General features: G+C 71.2%; 16 protein-coding genes and 1 riboswitch. Of the genes, 7 read left to right on the top strand and 9 right to left on the bottom strand.

Translation table 11 applies throughout. The features are described from left to right. Positions 1–32 precede the first annotated feature (32 nt). On the top strand, positions 33–1,838 hold the full coding sequence (locus tag ABN034_RS02715; RefSeq protein WP_349689355.1) for a serine/threonine protein kinase: 1,806 nt from the start codon (positions 33–35) through the stop codon (positions 1,836–1,838). A 32-nt stretch (positions 1,839–1,870) separates the two neighbouring features. Here ABN034_RS02715 and ABN034_RS02710 read toward each other — a convergent pair whose 3' ends face one another. From ABN034_RS02710 to lpdA, 3 genes are all read right to left on the bottom strand, one after another. Next, positions 1,871–2,767, bottom strand: a complete 897-nt coding sequence (locus tag ABN034_RS02710; RefSeq protein WP_349689354.1) for a TIGR01777 family oxidoreductase — start codon at positions 2,765–2,767, stop codon at positions 1,871–1,873. 63 nt (positions 2,768–2,830) lie between these two features. Beyond that, a complete protein-coding gene (gene sucB / locus ABN034_RS02705; protein ID WP_349689353.1) occupies positions 2,831–4,642 on the bottom strand; it encodes a 2-oxoglutarate dehydrogenase, E2 component, dihydrolipoamide succinyltransferase in 1,812 nt (603 codons plus the stop codon). Between the two features lie 138 nt (positions 4,643–4,780). Further along, complete coding sequence (gene lpdA, locus ABN034_RS02700) at positions 4,781–6,169, bottom strand: dihydrolipoyl dehydrogenase (protein WP_349689352.1); 1,389 nt, start codon at positions 6,167–6,169, stop codon at positions 4,781–4,783. A 290-nt stretch (positions 6,170–6,459) separates the two neighbouring features. Here lpdA and ABN034_RS02695 point away from each other — a divergent pair, with 290 nt between their 5' ends. Both ABN034_RS02695 and ABN034_RS02690 read left to right on the top strand, forming a co-directional pair. Then, a complete protein-coding gene (locus tag ABN034_RS02695; RefSeq protein WP_349689351.1) occupies positions 6,460–6,834 on the top strand; it encodes a hypothetical protein in 375 nt (124 codons plus the stop codon). Further along, a complete protein-coding gene (locus ABN034_RS02690) occupies positions 6,831–6,962 on the top strand; it encodes a hypothetical protein (protein WP_349689350.1) in 132 nt (43 codons plus the stop codon). Before ABN034_RS02695 ends, ABN034_RS02690 begins: the two co-directional genes overlap by 4 nt. 12 nt (positions 6,963–6,974) lie before the next feature. Here the strand turns inward: ABN034_RS02690 and ABN034_RS02685 are convergent, their stop codons facing one another. Then, positions 6,975–8,507, bottom strand: a complete 1,533-nt coding sequence (locus ABN034_RS02685) for a leucyl aminopeptidase (RefSeq protein ID WP_349689349.1) — start codon at positions 8,505–8,507, stop codon at positions 6,975–6,977. A gap of 147 nt (positions 8,508–8,654) precedes the next feature. Between ABN034_RS02685 and gcvT the strand changes: the two genes are divergently transcribed. From gcvT to ABN034_RS02670, 3 genes are read left to right on the top strand one after another with little or no spacing between them, the layout of a single operon-like run. Continuing rightward, positions 8,655–9,746 carry a glycine cleavage system aminomethyltransferase GcvT gene (gene gcvT / locus ABN034_RS02680; protein ID WP_349689348.1) on the top strand — a complete coding sequence of 364 codons (1,092 nt, stop codon included), beginning with the start codon at positions 8,655–8,657 and terminating at the stop codon, positions 9,744–9,746. 60 nt (positions 9,747–9,806) lie between these two features. Beyond that, the gene (locus ABN034_RS02675) at positions 9,807–10,088 is read left to right on the top strand and encodes a helix-turn-helix domain-containing protein (RefSeq protein ID WP_349689347.1); all 282 of its coding nucleotides are present in this window, start codon (positions 9,807–9,809) and stop codon (positions 10,086–10,088) included. A gap of 55 nt (positions 10,089–10,143) precedes the next feature. After that, entirely contained in the window at positions 10,144–10,719 is a 576-nt protein-coding gene (locus tag ABN034_RS02670) for an ATP-dependent Clp protease proteolytic subunit (protein WP_349689346.1), read from the top strand. Here ABN034_RS02670 and ABN034_RS02665 read toward each other — a convergent pair. The 4 genes from ABN034_RS02665 to ABN034_RS02650 are packed head-to-tail and all read right to left on the bottom strand — an operon-like array spanning position 10,662 to position 15,242. Further along, positions 10,662–11,513 (bottom strand): ECF transporter S component, encoded by an 852-nt coding sequence (locus tag ABN034_RS02665; protein ID WP_349689345.1) that lies wholly within the window; start codon positions 11,511–11,513, stop codon positions 10,662–10,664. The two genes, ABN034_RS02670 and ABN034_RS02665, sit on opposite strands and share 58 nt — an antisense overlap. Beyond that, positions 11,510–13,234 carry an ABC transporter ATP-binding protein gene (locus tag ABN034_RS02660; protein ID WP_349689344.1) on the bottom strand — a complete coding sequence of 575 codons (1,725 nt, stop codon included), beginning with the start codon at positions 13,232–13,234 and terminating at the stop codon, positions 11,510–11,512. The genes ABN034_RS02665 and ABN034_RS02660 overlap by 4 nt, the downstream gene beginning before the upstream one ends. Then, positions 13,231–14,445 (bottom strand): energy-coupling factor transporter transmembrane component T family protein, encoded by a 1,215-nt coding sequence (locus ABN034_RS02655; RefSeq protein ID WP_349689343.1) that lies wholly within the window; start codon positions 14,443–14,445, stop codon positions 13,231–13,233. Before ABN034_RS02655 ends, ABN034_RS02660 begins: the two co-directional genes overlap by 4 nt. An 11-nt stretch (positions 14,446–14,456) precedes the next feature. Then, positions 14,457–15,242, bottom strand: a complete 786-nt coding sequence (locus ABN034_RS02650) for an SCO2322 family protein (protein WP_349689342.1) — start codon at positions 15,240–15,242, stop codon at positions 14,457–14,459. 151 nt (positions 15,243–15,393) lie between these two features. Continuing rightward, positions 15,394–15,582: riboswitch (cobalamin riboswitch) on the bottom strand. Between the two features lie 65 nt (positions 15,583–15,647). Between ABN034_RS02650 and ABN034_RS02645 the strand changes: the two genes are divergently transcribed. After that, complete coding sequence (locus ABN034_RS02645) at positions 15,648–15,857, top strand: hypothetical protein (protein ID WP_349327837.1); 210 nt, start codon at positions 15,648–15,650, stop codon at positions 15,855–15,857. A gap of 39 nt (positions 15,858–15,896) precedes the next feature. On the opposite strand, the gene ABN034_RS02640 is transcribed toward ABN034_RS02645, so the two are convergent. Continuing rightward, positions 15,897–16,484 (bottom strand): DUF3043 domain-containing protein, encoded by a 588-nt coding sequence (locus tag ABN034_RS02640; RefSeq protein ID WP_349689341.1) that lies wholly within the window; start codon positions 16,482–16,484, stop codon positions 15,897–15,899. Between the last annotated feature and the right edge of the window lie 349 nt (positions 16,485–16,833).

Raw genomic sequence — 16,833 nt, 5'->3', positions numbered from 1 at the left:
GCCGACCGCAGGTTCTGCCAGGCTTGGCGACCATGCGCGGTGAGTTCCGGGTACGCGGCTATGACCTCGAGACGTTGTTGGGCGCCAGCGCGAGTGGCGAGATGTGGCTCGCCCGTGCGCAGGGCTCGGGTGACCACGTGGCCCTCAAGCGGCTACGCCTGCGCGATGCCGCCGCCCGCGAAGGCGTGGGTCAGGTCGTCTCGTTGCTCGGCCTGATCGACCACCCGCACGTCGTACGCATTCGCGAGGTGCTGCCTGACGGCGACGAGGTCGTCCTGGTTCTCGACCATGCCGACGGTGGCAGCCTCGACCATCTCCTGAGCGGTCGGGGCGGCCTCGATCCGGGTGAGGTCGTGACGACGGTCGCGCCGATTGCGGAGGCCCTCGCCGGTGCGCACCAGCACGGTCTGGTCCACGGGGACGTGACACCAGAGGCGATCCTGTTCACCTCTGACGGCCGCCCGTTGCTCGCCGACCTCGGGGTCCTGAAGCTGGTCGAGGGTGGTGAGGCCCTCGGGACGCACGGCTACTCCGACCCGATGGGCACCGGAGAGGGCGGCCCCACGTCGGCCGGCGACGTCTACGGCCTGGCGGCGGTCTGCTACACCGCGCTGACGGGCGTGGCGCCTCGGCCCGGCCAGTCACGGCCCGAGCTGTCCGAGGCGGTTCCCGGCCTTCCCACCGAGCTCGTCCACGCCGTCAGTGCGGGTCTGCAGCCGCTACCGGCGCGGCGTCCTGACGCGGCTCAGTTCGCCGACCTTGTCTATGCCGCCTGCCCGGCCGCACCGGTGCGGTTCCCGATCGGACTGGTGCTGAGCGACTCGGACATCGCCGCCGCGTTGGGGGAGTCGTCCCCAGGAGCAGGTTCCGGGACCGGCACGCCCTCCAGCCAGCCGCGGCATCCGGCCGCGCCGATGCCCGGCTCTTCCTCGACGTCCGGCTCCTTCCCGACGTCGGGCGCCGTCCAGACGCCGGGCGCCGTCCAGACGCCGGGCGCCGTCCAGACGCCGGGAGCGGCGCCAGACATGGGCCCCGCGCCGGACGGTCCGCCGGCTCGTGACCCCTTCGCCGCTGCCGGGTTTCCCGCACCCGGACCAGCGATGGCGCCAGAGGCGGCGGCCGCGGACGATGACGAGAAGGACGGTCGCCGGATAGGTCTGATCGTCGCGAGCGGGCTTTCGTTCCTTCTGCTTGCCGGTGCCGTGGTGGGCGGGATCGCCTGGGCGCAGCGCGCTCGCCCAGCCGATCCGGCTGCGGCCCGTGACGCCGACATCGCGCGAGATGGCAACGGAGCGGCGGCAGCCGCACCGGGTCGCGGCAAGGACACCCCGGACGGTGCCACCGGTCGTGGCCGTACGGAGGACGGAGCCTCGGTCCCACCCCGAGCGGAGAACTCACCCAAGGCCTCCCACGCACCCGAGCCGCCGGCCGCACCAGGCGGGTCGGGCAGCGACGGCGAGGCCACCTGGCAGTCGATTCTGGCCGCGCTCGATCGCCAGCGCGCCGAGGCGTTCGCCGAGTCCGATCCCGCCCTGCTGGGCGACGTCTACGCGACCGACTCCGACCTGCTCGCCAAGGACCGCGCCGAGATCGACAAATGCGCCACGGCGGGTTGCCACATCGAAGGGCTGAGGTTCGACATCAAGCGACTGCGGGTCGTGTCGTCCGGCGACGGTCAGGTGGTGCTCGAGGTGATGGACCAGCTTCAGGCCTACACCGTGGTGGCCGACTCGGGTGAGCGGACCGACCGGCCGGCCGGCGAGGTGACGACCCGACGGATCACGCTCGACAGATCCAACGTCGGCGACTGGCGGATCGCCCGCATCGTCGCTCGCTGAAGATCGTCCTGCTGGCCGCGGGTCACTGCGGTTCAGGACCGATGTAGCGCGGCAGCGACCGCTGAGGCGACATCAGGCGCGGTGAAGGTGAAGCCAGCTTCGAGCAACCGACTGGGCAGGATCCGCAGGCCGTCCAGGAGCTCGATGGAGAACCCGCCGAGGACCGTACGCAGGACGAACGCAGGTACCGGCGCAGGGGTTGGCCGCTTCAGCGCCGCCCCGAGCGCCTGGGTGAACTCGGCGTTTGTGGGAGGTTCGGGCAACGTCAGGTTGTAGGCACCCTGACAGCCGGGGCGTTCGACGACGAAACGTACCGCGGCCAGCCAGTCGGTGAGGGAGATCATGCCCATGTACTGCTGGCCGGACCCCAGCCGTCCACCGAGACCGAGCCGGAAGGGCGCGGCGATGAGCGGGAACGCCCCGCCGGAGCGGTCGACGACGACGCCGGTACGAAGGCGGACCACCCTGACGCCGGCGCGTTCCGCCGGGCTTGTCGCCTCCTCCCACTCGCGTACGACTCCCGCGAGGAACCCGCGTCCCGGCAGGGAGTCCTCGGTGAGCTCCTCGTCGCCCCGGCCCTCGCCGTAGTAGCGGATGGCGCTCTGCGCGACGAACACCGGCGGCTCGGGGAGGCCGGCCAGCACGTTGGCCAGGGTGCTGGTGGTGGTGATCCGGCTCGTGCGGATGGTCTGGCGGTAGGCGGCCGTCCAGGGGATCCGGCCGATGTTGGCGCCGGCGAGGTTGACCACCGCATCGGCGTCGGCGAGCACCCCCGGATCGACCTGGTCGTGCGCGGGATCCCACTGGGACTCGTGCGGCGACTGGGGAGTGCGGCGCACGAGCCGGATCACGTCATGGCCGGCGCGGGCGAGGTCGGCGTGGAGCGCGCGCCCAAGAAACCCCGACGCGCCGGCGAGTACGTACCGCATGACGAACCAGTCCCCCCGTTGCCGAGCCGTGAGTGTCCGAACCGAGTCAGCCCTCGAGCGGACTCAGCTCCCGAACTCGGCGGCGACGCTGCCATCCTCCAGGCGCCGCTTGACCGCGCCCAGGAAGCGCGCCGCGTCGGCGCCGTCGATCAGCCGGTGGTCGTAGCTCAGGGCGAGGTAGACCATGTGCCGGATGGCGATCGTGTCGCCGAGCGGCGTGGTGACCACGACGGGGCGTTTGACCACTGTTCCCGTCCCGAGGATGGCGACCTGGGGCTGGAAGAAGATCGGCGTGTCGAACAGTGCACCGCGGCTGCCGGTGTTGGTGAGGGTGAACGTTCCGCCGGAGATCTCGTCGGGCGTGATCTTGTTGATGCGGGTGCGTTCGGCGAGGTCGGTGATCCGCCTGGCCAGCCCGGTGACGTTGAGGTCACCGGCGTCGTGGATGACCGGGACCATGAGGCCGCGGTCGGTGTCGACGGCGATGACAAGGTTCTCGGTGCCGTGATAGGTGACCTCGCCCTTGTCGACGTCGATGGTGGCGTTGAGCTTCGGATGTTCCTTGAGCGCTTCCAGAGTCGCCTTGGCGAAGAACGGCAGGAACGACAGCTTCACGCCCTCGCGTTGGGCGAAGGTCCCCTTCACCCGGTCGCGCACCTTGGCGATCGCCGTGACGTCGACCTCGACGACGGTGGTGAGCTGGGCGGTGCTCTGGAGGGACTCGTGGACCCGCTGGGCAATGACCCGGCGGGCGCGGCTCAGCTTCTCCGTGGTCCCGCGGAGGGGGCTGGGTTGTGCGGGGACGGATGGAGCCGAGGGGGCAGCGCCAGGCAGCCCGGACGCGGCCTCGGCCTGCTGACGGGTGCGGATCGCCGCCTCCTCGCGGGCCTTCGCCGCGGCGAGGACGTCCTGCTTGCGAATCCGGCCACCGACGCCGGTGCCCTGGACGTTGGCCAGGTCGATCTGGTTCTCAGCGGCGAGCTTGCGGACGAGCGGCGTGACGTACTGGGTCGCCGCTCCGTCAGTGCCACCGACCGCGGCTCCGCCTCCCGCGGGAGAAGGGGGCACCTGGGTCGGCGTGGCTCCGGCGGGCTCAGGCGCGGCTGAGGGCGGGGTCTGCGCCGCGGGTACCGGAGCTGGCGTGGGCTCGGGCTCAGGACTGGGAGGCGCTTCTGCGGGCGCCGGTGTTGGTGCGGCGTGGCGGGGGCGTGGTGCCGCCTGCTCGCCGGCGATGATGCCGAGCTCGGCGCCGATGGAGACGGTCTCGTCCTCGCCGACGGTGATCTGGGTCAGCGTGCCGGAGGCAGGTGCGGGGATCTCGGTGTCTACCTTGTCGGTGGAGACCTCGAGCAGTGGCTCGTCGGCCTGCACGGTGTCGCCTACCTGCTTGAGCCACCGCGTCACGGTTCCCTCGGTGACGCTCTCGCCGAGGGCGGGGAGAGTGACGGAGGTCCCCTGCCCGTTGCCGGACTCGGCGGCCACCGGAGCGGGTTCCGCGGGCACTTCGGCTGCCTGAGGTTCGGGCTGGGCCGGTTGCTGGGCCTCCTCCCGCGGCGGCGCCGGTGGGGCGGCCGCCTCCTGGGCGGGTTGCTCTTCCGGCCCGGCGGGTGCCGGCTCCTCGCCACCGGCGGCCTCGACCTCAGAACCGATGACGCCGAGCTCGGCGCCGATAGAGACGGTCTCGTCCTCGCCGACGGTGATCTGGGTCAGCGTGCCGGAGGCAGGTGCGGGGATCTCGGTGTCTACCTTGTCGGTGGAGACCTCGAGCAGGGGCTCGTCGGCCTGCACGGTGTCGCCTACCTGCTTGAGCCACCGCGTCACGGTTCCCTCGGTGACGCTCTCGCCGAGGGCGGGGAGAGTGACGGAGACCGGCATCGTTGCTCCTTGTCCTGAATGTTCGAAGTCTGGGATGTCCGAAGTCTGGGATGTCCGAAGTCTGGCGTGTGCTGAGTCTGACGTGTCCTACACCCGGGGCGGCCGCGAATCCTGAGGGGCGAACGATGGGCCCGGCCGTCAGCTGTGGCTGTGCAGCGGTTTGCCGGCGAGGGCCATGTGAGCCTCTCCGATCGCTTCACTCTGCGTGGGGTGCATGTGCACGAGCTGGGCGACCTCCTCGGGGAACGCCTCCCAGTTGTAGATGAGCTGCGCCTCGGAGACGAGCTCGCCGACCCGTGCACCCACCATGTGGATGCCGACGACCGGACCGTCCTTGGCCCGGATCACCTTGACGAACCCGCGCGTACGCAGGATCTGGCTCTTGGGGTTGCCCGCCAGGTCGTAGGTGAAGGTCGTGATGCCGTCGGCGCCGTACTTCTCCGCGGCCGCCGCTTCGTTGAGCCCCATCGAGGCGACCTCGGGATCGCAGTAGGTGACCCGGGGGATGCCTGTCTCGTCGATGACGGCGGGCTCGAGGCCGGCGATGTCCTCGGCGATGAAGATTCCCTGCTGGAAGCCGCGGTGGGCGAGTTGGTAGCCGGGCACGATGTCGCCGGCCGCGCGGACGCCGGGAACGTTCGTACGAAGACGTTCGTCGGTGAGGACGAAGCCGCGGTCCATGGCGATGCCGACGTCCTCGTAGCCGATGCCCGCGGTGGTCGGGCCGCGCCCGACGGACACAAGGAGGAGGTCGGCTTCGTAGGACTCACCGGACTCGACGGTCAGGCGTACGCCGGAGTCCGTGCGTTCGACGGCCTTGTACGAGGTGGTGGTCTTGGTCGTGATCCCGCGCCGCCGGAAGGCCCGCTCGACCATCTGGGAGGAGGCTTCGTCCTCGAGCGCGATCAGCCGTGGCAGTGCCTCGATGATCGTGACCTCTGCACCGAAGGACCGCCACACACTGGCGAACTCGACCCCGATCACGCCACCGCCGAGGACGATGACCGATTTCGGCACGTCGTCGAGGAGGAGGGCGTGCTCACTGGTGATGACACGTTCGCCGTCGATGTCGAGGCCGGGCAGTGTCTTGGAGTACGAACCGGTGGACAGCAGGATGTTCGGCGCGGTGTAGCGGGTGCCGTTGACCTCGACCGCGTCTCGCGCGACGAGCCGGCCCTCGCCTTCGATGACGGTGACGCCGGCCGACTTGAGCAGGCCGGTGACGCCCCGGAAGGCGCGGTTGACTACGCCGTCCTTGTACTTGTTGACACCGGCCATGTCGACGCCTTCGAACGTCGACAGGATGCCGAAGTCGCCGCCGTCGCGCGCGTTGTCCGCGACTTCGGCGGCGTGCAGAAGTGCCTTGGTCGGGATGCAGCCGCGGTGCAGGCAGGTGCCACCCAGTTTGTCCCGCTCGATGAGGGCGACGTTCAGGTCGAGCTCGGCTGCGCGTAGCGCGCATGCGTACCCACCGCTGCCTCCACCGAGGATCACAAGGTCGAAAGCGGTGCCGGCGTTGTCCGCCACGGGGTCCTCCGCGTGCGTTGATCGAGAACGTGGTGTCGACGATCTCGTGACCTTCCACCTCGCCGGGGCCAATCCACCTCGTCGAGCAGGGGGCACGCGACCGTCACGTCACAGTCATCCTTGCACTCCCGCCGCGATACCTGCCAAACGGTCCGCCTCGGCGGGGCCGGGATGGGCCGAGAGGGACAAGGTCGTTATGCGTCCACCCGGAACCTACGCGACACTTGAGCCGTTCGGCGGACGAACGAATGTCGTGATTTCTCGTGGCCGTGGACGTAGGAGGTCGGCAGATGCTGCGGTGGTTCCGGCGGCGCCCCCGCAAGGGTCGCTCGGGCGGCGGATCGGGCGCCGGCCGGCGCGGTTGGTCGGCGCAGGACAAGACCCACCTGGAGAGCTTCGCGCGCACGCGGCGAGGGGTCGAGGGCTTCGTCGAGCCGCGCACGGCCGTGACCGACATGACCCTGCTGCTGGTCGCGTCGGACGGCGAGTGGACCCGGAGGCGGGTCCCGGACGCGGCATTCGCCCACGAGTTCGCCAACAAGCTCGGCGTCCCCAGCTACGACGCGCAGGTGGTCGGCTACCCGCAGCGCATGCGGGACTGGACCAGCCGCCAGGCGGCCGCACAGAAGGACATTCTGGGCAAGGCCGGCGAAGCCAGCACGTGAGGAAAATCATTCCCACGGCCCCTCGGCGGGAACAACGCGGTCCGGAGTACGGCAACCGCGACGCACTGATGCGCCGGCACGGGCTCTATGCCGAGCTGGACGACCTGCAGGCCTGTGCCTACCGGTGAGGCGGACGTGCCCTACAGCTCGCCCTCGGCAGCCGCTTCGGCGATCCCGATCAGTGTGCGTACGGCCGATCCGGTCCCGCCGCTCGGTGTGTAGCCGAACGGACCGCCCTCGTTGAACGATGGACCGGCGATGTCGAGGTGCGCCCACGAGACACCGTCGGCGACGAACTCCTGCAGAAAGGCCCCCGCCACGAGAGCGCCGCCGAGCCGCTGGGTGGCGATGTTGGCGAGGTCGGCCACCTTGGACTCGAGGCGTTCGCGGGTCCCTTCGGGGATCGGCAACGGCCAGCCGTCCTCGCCGACACGCTCGGCGATGGCTCGGACGTTCGTCGCGAGGTCGTCGTCGTTGGCCAGGATCCCGAACGTCCGGGCGCCCAGCGCGACCATGCAGGCACCGGTGAGGGTGGCGACGTCGACGATGAGGTCGGGCTTGTCCTCGCCGGCCCGGACGATCGCGTCGGCCAGCACCAGCCGGCCCTCCGCGTCGGTGTTGAGCACCTCGACGGTCTTGCCGCCGTACATCGTCAGGACGTCGGACGGACGCTGCGCCGAACCCGACGGCATGTTCTCGGCCATCGGTGCGTACGCCGTCACCGCCACCGGCAGTCCCAGCTCGGCGATCGCGGTGGCCGCGGCGAGGACCGCGGCGGCACCGCCCATGTCGCACTTCATCGTGACCATGCTGTCGGCGGGCTTGAGTGAGATGCCGCCGGTGTCGAACGTGATTCCCTTGCCCACGAGGGCCAGGTGCTTCTTGGCGCGCGCAGGACGGTAGGTCAGCCGCACCAGCCGTGGCGGCCGCTCCGAGCCCTGGCCGACGCCGATGATCCCGCCGTAGCCACCGGTCGCGAGGGCCTTCTTGTCGAGCACCTCGACGGCGAGCTTCGCCTTCTTGGCCTCGGCCTTCGCCTGGTCGGCGAACGCCGCGGGGTAGAGGTCCGACGGTGCGGCGTTGACCCAGTCGCGGGTGAGGTTGACCGCGCGCGCGACGGCCTGGGCGCGTGTCAAGGCGTTCTTGACGGCCTTGTCGCGGGACTTCTCGGTGAGGACGGTCAGGTTGGAGATCGGCTTGGGGCGGTCGCCGTTGTGTTCCGAGCGGTAGCGCTCATAGGAGTACGCACCCAGCAGGGCGCCCTCGGCGACGGCACCGATGTCGGCCGCGTCGTCGGCCGTAAGAGCGAAGGCGACCGCGCCGGCCTTGCCGGTCAGCCGGCGGACGGCGGCACCCGCTGCCCTCCGGAGCGCCTCGAGAGTGGCCGCCTCCTTGCCGTTCTTGACTTTGCCGAGGCCGACCGCGGCGATCACTGGTGCGGCGACGGCGCCACCGGAGGGCACGAGGGTGACCTCATCGGCCTTGCCCTTGGCGCCGAGGGTCTCGAGCGTCCGGACGAGGGTCCCGCCCAGGGCTCCGTCGATCTCGCCCGCCCCAGGCGCGAGGGTGAGGCCGCTCCCGTCGGCTGGTACGACACCGATGACCACAGCGTCTGCCTTGACCGTCGCAGCTGAAGCTTTGCGAACGGAGATGGTCGGGTTCGAGGCTCTCACGCTTGATCGTCTCCTCGTCGGTCGGAGCGGCGGGTGTGCTGGGATACGGCAGGATTTCGGGCTCGCGCGGATGCTACGCCGTCGGGGCACGGGGCTGCGCGGATGGTACGCCTCGGCGGCGTACGGCCAGCAGATAGGTTCGCGGACATGATGCGTTCGCCACTTCACGACCGGCACCTCGCGCTGGGTGCGAAGCTCGCTCCGTTCGGTGGTTGGGAGATGCCGCTCGAGTATCCCGGTGGTGGCGTTCTCGCCGAACACCGGGCGGTCCGCACCAGTGTTGGTGTCTTCGACGTGAGCCACCTGGGCAAGGCGCGCCTGCGCGGCCCCGGCGCGGCGGCCTACGTCGACGCGACCCTGACCAACGCACTTGGCAAGATCGCTCCCGGGCAGGCGCAGTACACGCTCTGTTGCGACGACGCGACCGGCGGCATCGTGGACGACCTGATCGCCTACTTCGTCGGGCCGCAGGAGTTGTTCCTCGTCCCCAACGCCGCCAACACCGCGGAGGTCGTACGCCGGCTCGCGGCCGAGGCGCCGTCTCGGGTCGAGGTGACCGACCTGCACGAGGCGTACGCCGTCCTCGCCGTCCAGGGACCGCGCAGCGACGACCTGCTGGCAGCGGCGGGGCTGCCGGCCGGACATGCGTACATGTCCTTCGTCGAGGCGCCCTGGCGCGGCACCACGCTGACCGTGGCGCGCACGGGCTACACCGGGGAGCGCGGCTACGAGTTGGTGATCCCCGCCGACGCGGCGGGGACGGCGTGGGACGCGTTGTTCGAGGCTGGTCGGGCCCTCGACGTGATGCCGTGCGGGCTCGGTGCCCGCGACACGCTGCGGACCGAGATGGGCTACCCGCTGCACGGTCAGGACATCTCGCTCGACGTCACGCCGGTACAGGCGCGCCTCGGTTGGGCGGTGGGCTGGAAGAAGCCGGCGTTCTGGGGGAGGACCGTGCTGTCGGAGGAGCGAGCGGCCGGTCCGGCGCGGCGGCTGCGCGGTCTCGAAGCACAGGGCAGGGGCATCCCGAGGCCCGGCATGTCGGTGGTCGACGAGGCCGGCGAGCCGCTTGGTGCCGTGACGAGTGGGACGTTCTCCCCGACCCGGCGGGTCGGCGTCGGCCTGGCGCTGCTGGCTTCCGGCGTGGCGGATGGCGCCGAGGTCGCGGTGGACGTCAGGGGCCGCCGCGAGCCTTTCGTCGTCCGCCGCCCACCCTTCGTGGACACTTCTCTTCGTTGACACCGCCCCCACGGCGTAACCACCTCCCGGTCATCTCATTTTCGAGATAGCGTCGCAGGTATGGGAGCGGAGGACCAGGACAACCTGCCGGTGATGCCGGGCTTTCGGGAGATGGCCGTCAGGCGTCGCCGGCTCGCCACGGAACTGGTCGAACTCCGCAAACGGTCCGGGCTCTCCCAGACCCAGGTGGCCGCGCGGATGGGCACGTCGCAGTCCGCCGTCGCCCGGATCGAGGCCGGCGCCGTGGACGTCCGGCTGTCGACCTTGGAGCGGTACGCATCCGCGGTGGGCCGCCAGGTCGAAGTCCGGCTCGCCGCCAGCGTACGCCCACCACGGAAGTAGGAGGGGGCATCCGGACGTGGCACCCGAGGATGCGGCAAGCGACAGGGAGAGACGCATGGCAGACGACCGCGTGATGACGTTCGACACCTACATCCAGGAGCAGCTCTTCGAACGCCGGGTCGTTCTCGCGCAGGGCTTCCTCGACGACCAGCTCGCCACCCGGACCGCCGCCCAGCTGCTCACTCTGGAGGCCCTTGCCGACCAGCCGATCCGGCTCCACCTCGGCTGTCGCGGCGGCGAGTTGGGGGCGGTGCTCAGCCTGGTCGACACGATCCACATGCTGGGCGTCGATCTCACGGCTGTCGCGGTCGGTGAGGTGAGCGGCGTCGCTGTCGCCGCCTTCGCCGCCGCGCCCACGCGGCTCGCCTACCCGCACGCACGCTTCGCCCTCGACGAGCCGAAGTCGCCCGAGATCAGCGGTACCGCGTCCGAGGTCGACACCTACGCCCGCGAGCACCTCCGCATGCGCGACGCAGTGATCGAGCTTCTCGCCGCCGCGACCGGACGCCAGGCCGACGAGATCGCTACGGACCTACGGAAGGGCCGGTTCCTCACCGCGGAGGAGGCCGTCGGTTACGGACTCGTCAACCGGCTGGTGGGTCCGGGCGAGCGGGAGGCGTCCGCGCCCTGAACAGGCCCACCCGGGTCGGGCGAGGGTGGCCGGTCCCAGGCCGCCCGGCGGGCGGCACGGCGCAGAGTCGCGAGTACCGGACGTCCCGCGAGGAGCACCAACGCCGCGTTGACGAGGGCGCGTACGCCGTCCCAGCCGAACGACGTCGTGACGTAGAACGCCGCATAGTGTCCGACGTTCGCGAGGGCGGATTCGCCTGGTGCGTACGCCATCCCGGCCGGCAGCGAGCGGGAGAACGGCCAGAACGACAGGTTCAGCAGCGCGCCATACGCGACGCCCGCCAGCCCCGCGTAGCCCGCGAGCAGCCAGCGCTCGACCCGGCCGGACGCCCGTGGCAGAAGGCCGGCCAACAGCCCCACCCACGCGAGCCCGACCATCTGGAACGGCATCCACGGCCCGACACCTCCGGTCGCGAGCGCGCTGGCAAGGAGCATCACCGAGCCAAGCGCGAAGCCGAAGCCGGCGCCGAAGACCCGGCCCGCGACGACCAGCAGGAACAGCGTCGGCTCGAACCCGCCCGTACCCGGGCTGAGCGCCCGCAGCGCGACGCCGGCAGCCGCCAGCACCCCGAGCATCGCGATCGCCTTGGCGTCCATGCCGCCGTCGGCGAGTTCGGCGAGGACGACAGCCACGACGAGGGGGAGGAGCAGGACGAAGAGGTACGTCGCGGCGACGGAGTCCCCGCTCGCCGTACTCCCGACGTCGGCCAGGAACGGCCAGCCGAACCCGGCCGCGCCGACGAGCGTCGCCAGGACCAGCGCGACGAGCGACCGCGCCCGAAGTGTGCGCGTCACGACGCCGGCTCGAGCGAGGCGGCCACCTGCCCGACGGTGAGCCACGGCAACGGACGCAGGATCTTCGCCACCTGCGGCGCGAAGGTCGGCGACGCCGCCACCACGTGTGCGACGGGGCCGTCCGCGACGATCTCCCCGTCGGCGAGGACCACCACCCTTGTGGCGATCTCGGCGACCAGCTCGACGTCGTGGGTCGCGACGACGATCCCGTGGGCGATCCCACGGCCGTCGCCGCCGACCGCGAGCTCGCGCAGGATCCCGGCCAGGCGTCCCTTCGCGAGGTAGTCCAGGCCACGGGTGGGTTCGTCGAGCAGCAGCAGCGGCGGTTCGGCGGTGAGGACGACGGCCAGCGCCAGACAGAGCCGCTGCCCTTCGGACAGGTCCCGGGGATGCCGATCGAAGGGTACGCCTGGAGCCAACCGGCCGAGGATGGCCGCGCACCGACCTGCCGGGGCCCCGAAGTCGGCGTCGGCCTGTCGGCACTCCTGCGCCACCGTCTCGGCGTACAGCAGCGCACCAGGCTCCTGCGGCACGAGACCCGCGGCCTTCGCGATGACCGCGGGCCTGGCGCCGGCCGGGTCGAGGTCGCCTAGCCGGACCGTGCCGCCGGCCGGCTTCGTGAGTCCCACCAGGGCATTGAGCAGGGACGACTTGCCCGCGCCGTTCCGCCCCATCAGGGCGATGACCTCACCCGGTGCCACGTCAAGGTCGATGTCGTGCAGCGCCGGCCGGGTCGCAGCCCGCCGTGGTCCGTAGCGCACGAGCAGGTGGCGTACGGACGCGACCGGGCGTGCGCCGGAGCCGGACGTACTGTCAACGCTGCCTTGCGCACCCGCTGGCGCCGGAGTTGCCGGCGTCGATCGCGGGGTCGATGGCGGGGTCGATCGCGGGGTTGGCGGTGCGACGGTGGCGAGCCGCTCCCGCAACGGCCCGGCCAACGCGCGCGCGTCGCGCACCGTCAACGGCAGCGGGTCCCAGCCGGCGAGCCGGCCGAGTTCCACGACCGGTGGCGCCACCGTCGAGTCGGCCATGACGGCTGCCGGCGGTCCCACCGCGAGTGCCTGGCCGTCACCGGGGACGAGGACGATCCGGTCGGCGTACTGCACGACGCGTTCCAGCCGATGTTCGGCGAGGACCACCGTGACGCCGAGGTCGTGGACGAGCCGGTGCAATGCGGCGAGTACGTCCTCGGCGGCCGCCGGGTCGAGAGCGGAGGTGGGCTCGTCCAGCACGAGCACCCGCGGATGGCTGGTGAGGACGGAGCCGATCGCGACACGCTGCTGTTGACCGCCGGAGAGCGTGGCGATGGGCCGGGACCGTACGCCGGTGAGTCCGAGCAGGTCCAGCGTCTCCTCCACCCGGGTACGCATGACGTCGGGTGCCAGGGCCAGCGACTCCATGCCGTAGGCCAGCTCGTCCTCGACGGTGTCGGTGACGAACCCGGCCAGCGGATCCTGACCGACCACGCCCACGACGTCGGCGAGGTCTCGCGGATGGTGCGTACGGGTCTCGCGCCCGTCGACGACCACGCGGCCGCTCAGCGTGCCGCCGGTGAAGTGGGGGACCAGGCCGTTGATGGCGCGCAGCAGGGTGGTCTTGCCACTGCCGGTCTGGCCGACGACAAGGCACAGTTCGCCTTCGGCGATCTCGAACGTCACGTCGCGCAGGACCGGGCTCGCGCTCCCCGGGTAGCGCATGGACACCGACTCGAACCGGATCATGACGCCTGCACCTTCCCCCGTTGGTCGCCCGCCCGCTGGTGCTTTGCCTGTTCGTCGCCCGCCCGCTGGTCGTCTGCCTCTTCGCCGTCCGCCTGCTGGCCGGCCGGCGCCTCGTCACTCACCGGTCGGGGCGGAGGTGGAGCCAACCACGCGGGCAGGAGGCCGAGGAGCGCGGCCACGGTGGGGATCACCGGCAGCTCGGGCACCGTGAGCGGCACGGTACTGGCAACGAGGTCGCCGCCCCCCGCGATGGATACCCACAAGAAGCCAGCGGCGACGGCAACGCCGCTGGCGGTGACCAGCCATTCCGGCAGGGCCCAAGGATCTGGCCGGTACCTCGTCCGGACCGTGCGCCGGCCACCGAGCATCAACCCGGCACACGCCGTGACGAGCCCCGCGCCGAGAGCGGGCAGGGCGAGAGTTCGGGTGGCACCGGCGTCGAGGAGCGCGTAGACGCCGACGCAGATACCCATCAGGCCCCCGAGGACGAGGCCGGAGGTGAGCAGGCGGGCCCGCCGGGTCACGTTGCCGAGCCGACCGTATCCCCGTGAGTCCATCGCCGCCGCCAGCGCGAGGGAGCGTTCCAAAGCTCCCTCGAGGACTGGTACGGCGGTGGCACGGACCGAGCGCAGGCCACGGTCCGGCTGGCCGCGCAGCCGGCGGGCCGCCCGCGCCCGTGCCGCGTCGGCGACGAGCTGGGGTGCGAACGTCATGGCGACCACGACCGCGACACCCAGCTCATAGAGCGCTCCAGGCACGTGCGTGAGCAGGCGCTTGGGGTTGGCGAGCGCGTTCGCCGCCCCGACGCAGCCGAGTATCGCGGCGAGCCGCAGTCCGTCGTACACCGCCGATGCCAGCGCCTCGGCGGTGACCTGGCCGCCGATCCGGATGCCGTCGACCCACCCCGGCAGGGGCAGCTCGGGCAGGGTGAAGAGGACCGTCCGGCCGGCGACGGCGGCGCCGAACACCGCCTGGAACACGACGCGGATCACGATGACCGCCAACCCGAGCTTGAGAAACGCCGCATAGGAGTTCGCCCACGGCGCGGTCGATCGCCTGGCCGCCACGACGTAACCCGCAACCGCCAGGAGCAAGGCGAGCAGCAGCGGGTTCGTCGTCCGGCTGGCGGCGGTGGCGAGCCCGAGCGCCCACAGCCACCACGCGCCCGGGTGCAGGTTCCGGGCGAAGGAGGGGCGATGGGCTGCACGCACGGGTCGGCCCGTCAGCCCGTCGAGCCGGCGTCGGCGTTGCGCTGACGCCGGATCATGAACCCACCGACAATCAGCACGACCACGACCGCGACGGCTGCCACCGGCAGGACTGGGAACCCACCCGACTCGGCGTCCGCGCTCGCGGCGGTTTCTGAAGACTCAGCTGGGCTGGAGTCCCCGGCGGGAGTGGCTGCCGCGGGCAGCGCGAGGGAGACGCTCGGCTCGGGCGTGGGGAACTCCGGCACCGAGTCGACGGTGTCGCCGCACCCGGTTGCTGGGAAGTCGTCGATGGCGCAGATCAGCCCTTTCTGCTCGCGTACCTCACCGATGGCGGCGAGCACCTGCGCGGAACTGGCTTTCGCGTCGACCACCGCGCATGCACCGCGGGCGTCCGGTGGCTCCGGCTCGCCCTCGGCCTCGCCCGCGAGGCCGTAGTCGACGACGACCGCGACCCGCTTCTTGCCTGTCTCGGCCGGTGTCGTCCCGCAGATCTGATCGAAGTCTCCGGCGGCCCGCGGCGGGCGGGGCGGTGTCTTCTCGCCCGAGACGGCGAGCCGCCATCCCTCCACGGCACCGTCCTTCGGGGTGACGCCGGAAGGGCCGGACTTTGCCAGTGCCCAGGCGTCGTCCTGCCACTGGTAGAAGCCCCAGAAGCGGTACGCATCCGCGTGGGCGGTGCCGGTGCCAGCGGCGAGTGCGGCCGCGAGTACAGCGGCACAGAGTACGACGAAGAACGGAACGGCCAGCGTGGCGTACAGCAGGCCGGCGCGATGACGGGGGCGGATCTCGGACCGCATCGATGTCCTCTCACGGTGTTCGGTCACGGTCGATGCGGGAACCGGACCACACACGAGAGATGCCCCCGGCAACGCAGGCGGCGTACGCCTGGAGCCGAGGGCGGGCTCGGGTGTCTGACCCGGGCTCCGCCCGCAGACCTCGACGGGTGGTGTGGAGCCGGCCGCCATGGTCAGGTGCTCCGGCTTGCCGCGGGCACCTGGTGTCGAACCCCTGGATGGAGCCAGTGGATCGAGCGACCTGGCACGCGGCCTACGGTTGCGGGTCAGCGCCGGACTCGGACCGGCTTCCCCTGCTGGTGGTGGCCTTTTCGACCACAACCCCATGGCGGTAGTGCTGGACGGACGGTCTCACGCCCGCACCCGGAAGTCAAAGGAGGGTGGGGGCCTCCACTAGGCTCACCTGCCATGACGTGGACGTGGCGGCTCGAGGACGCCGAGGGCAACCCTGTGGACGCTGGCGAGTTGGCGCGCAGCGAATTCCCTTCGCAGAGCGACGCGGAGAGCTGGGTCGGTGAGTGCTGGCGTGATCTCGTCGCCGTGGGCGTCGACCAGGTCGTGCTGCTCGAGTCGGGGCGCGAGGTCTACGGGCCGATGAGCCTGCACCCCGCCGACTAGCTCGCACCACCTCGCCGGACGCGTCGGTCGCGGCGTCGTTCAGATCGTCTCGCCGGGCTTCACGAGCGGCTTGGGCATGCGGAGCCGGCGGATCTGGGTGGCCCGCATGACGCCGTAGGCGACGGCACCCCGGTGACTCTCGTCCGGGAAGCGTTCGCGCAACTGCCGCTTCAGCCGGCGCCCCATGAAGATCAGGTCGATCGGTACGACGATGATCGCGACCAGCCACAGGTAGGTGGCGACGATCTGTACCTGCGGCATGGGGATCGTCATGACGATGAAGATCACCAGGAAGTAGGGCAGGAGATACTCCGCGGGAGTACGCCTGGAGTCGACGAAGTCGCGGCAGAACCTCTTCACCGGGCCCTTGTCGCGTGCCGGGAGGTAGCGGTCGTCGCCGGTCACCATCGCCTGCTGGACCTTCGCCCGCTCGGCGCGGGCCTTCTCCCGCTGCTGGCGGATGGCTTCCTTGCGGTCACGCGGTGCCGACACGCGTGCCTTGCGTGCCTGTTCGGCATCGCGGCGCTTGGGGGTGGGCCGACCCTTGCTGCCCGGTCGAGCAGGAGCGGTCTCGGCGGCAGGCTCGGACGGCGGCGGCGCCTCTTCGGTCGTACGGCGTCGGAACACGATCCACAGGGTATCGGCTCGACCACGCCCACCGGCCGCGGAGGCCGCTGAGCGCCACGCGCTTCCTGTCGCGGAACCGCGCGCACCGCGCCGGCGGATTCCGGTCCGTTTCGGGCGGAGACCGGACGAATTCGGCTTCCAGGGCTTCGCCCATCGCCAGCGTGGCGCCGGTGAAGACGGGGCAGGGAGCTACGAAGGTGCGTTCTCGCCGCCCGACCTGGGCACGCGTGGTAACTGCGGGGCGGGCGGGGTCGCTCTTGTTCGCTTCGCGGGCATAGGGTGATCGCAGGCAAACTGCTGTCCGGTGCCGCCGTGGCGCCCGACTTATGACGACCGGCCTGGAGACGAA

This window comes from Actinopolymorpha sp. B11F2 (genome assembly GCF_040195635.1).
Taxonomy (GTDB): domain Bacteria; phylum Actinomycetota; class Actinomycetes; order Propionibacteriales; family Actinopolymorphaceae; genus Thermasporomyces.
The sequence above is the reverse complement of the archived record's forward strand: the minus strand, read 5'-3'. Positions and strand labels throughout refer to the sequence as shown.

What these genes read in the sequence shown, in the direction of transcription:
- ABN034_RS02715 (WP_349689355.1), top strand. Translation starts at nt 33, where the DNA reads ATGCGCGGTGAGTTCCGGGTACGCGGCTATGACCTCGAGACGTTGTTG.
- ABN034_RS02710 (WP_349689354.1), bottom strand. Translation starts at nt 2,767, where the DNA reads ATGCGGTACGTACTCGCCGGCGCGTCGGGGTTTCTTGGGCGCGCGCTC.
- sucB (WP_349689353.1), bottom strand. Translation starts at nt 4,642, where the DNA reads ATGCCGGTCTCCGTCACTCTCCCCGCCCTCGGCGAGAGCGTCACCGAG.
- ABN034_RS02695 (WP_349689351.1), top strand. Translation starts at nt 6,460, where the DNA reads ATGCTGCGGTGGTTCCGGCGGCGCCCCCGCAAGGGTCGCTCGGGCGGC.
- gcvT (WP_349689348.1), top strand. Translation starts at nt 8,655, where the DNA reads ATGATGCGTTCGCCACTTCACGACCGGCACCTCGCGCTGGGTGCGAAG.
- ABN034_RS02675 (WP_349689347.1), top strand. Translation starts at nt 9,807, where the DNA reads ATGGGAGCGGAGGACCAGGACAACCTGCCGGTGATGCCGGGCTTTCGG.
- ABN034_RS02670 (WP_349689346.1), top strand. Translation starts at nt 10,144, where the DNA reads ATGGCAGACGACCGCGTGATGACGTTCGACACCTACATCCAGGAGCAG.
- ABN034_RS02660 (WP_349689344.1), bottom strand. Translation starts at nt 13,234, where the DNA reads ATGATCCGGTTCGAGTCGGTGTCCATGCGCTACCCGGGGAGCGCGAGC.
- ABN034_RS02650 (WP_349689342.1), bottom strand. Translation starts at nt 15,242, where the DNA reads ATGCGGTCCGAGATCCGCCCCCGTCATCGCGCCGGCCTGCTGTACGCC.
- ABN034_RS02645 (WP_349327837.1), top strand. Translation starts at nt 15,648, where the DNA reads ATGACGTGGACGTGGCGGCTCGAGGACGCCGAGGGCAACCCTGTGGAC.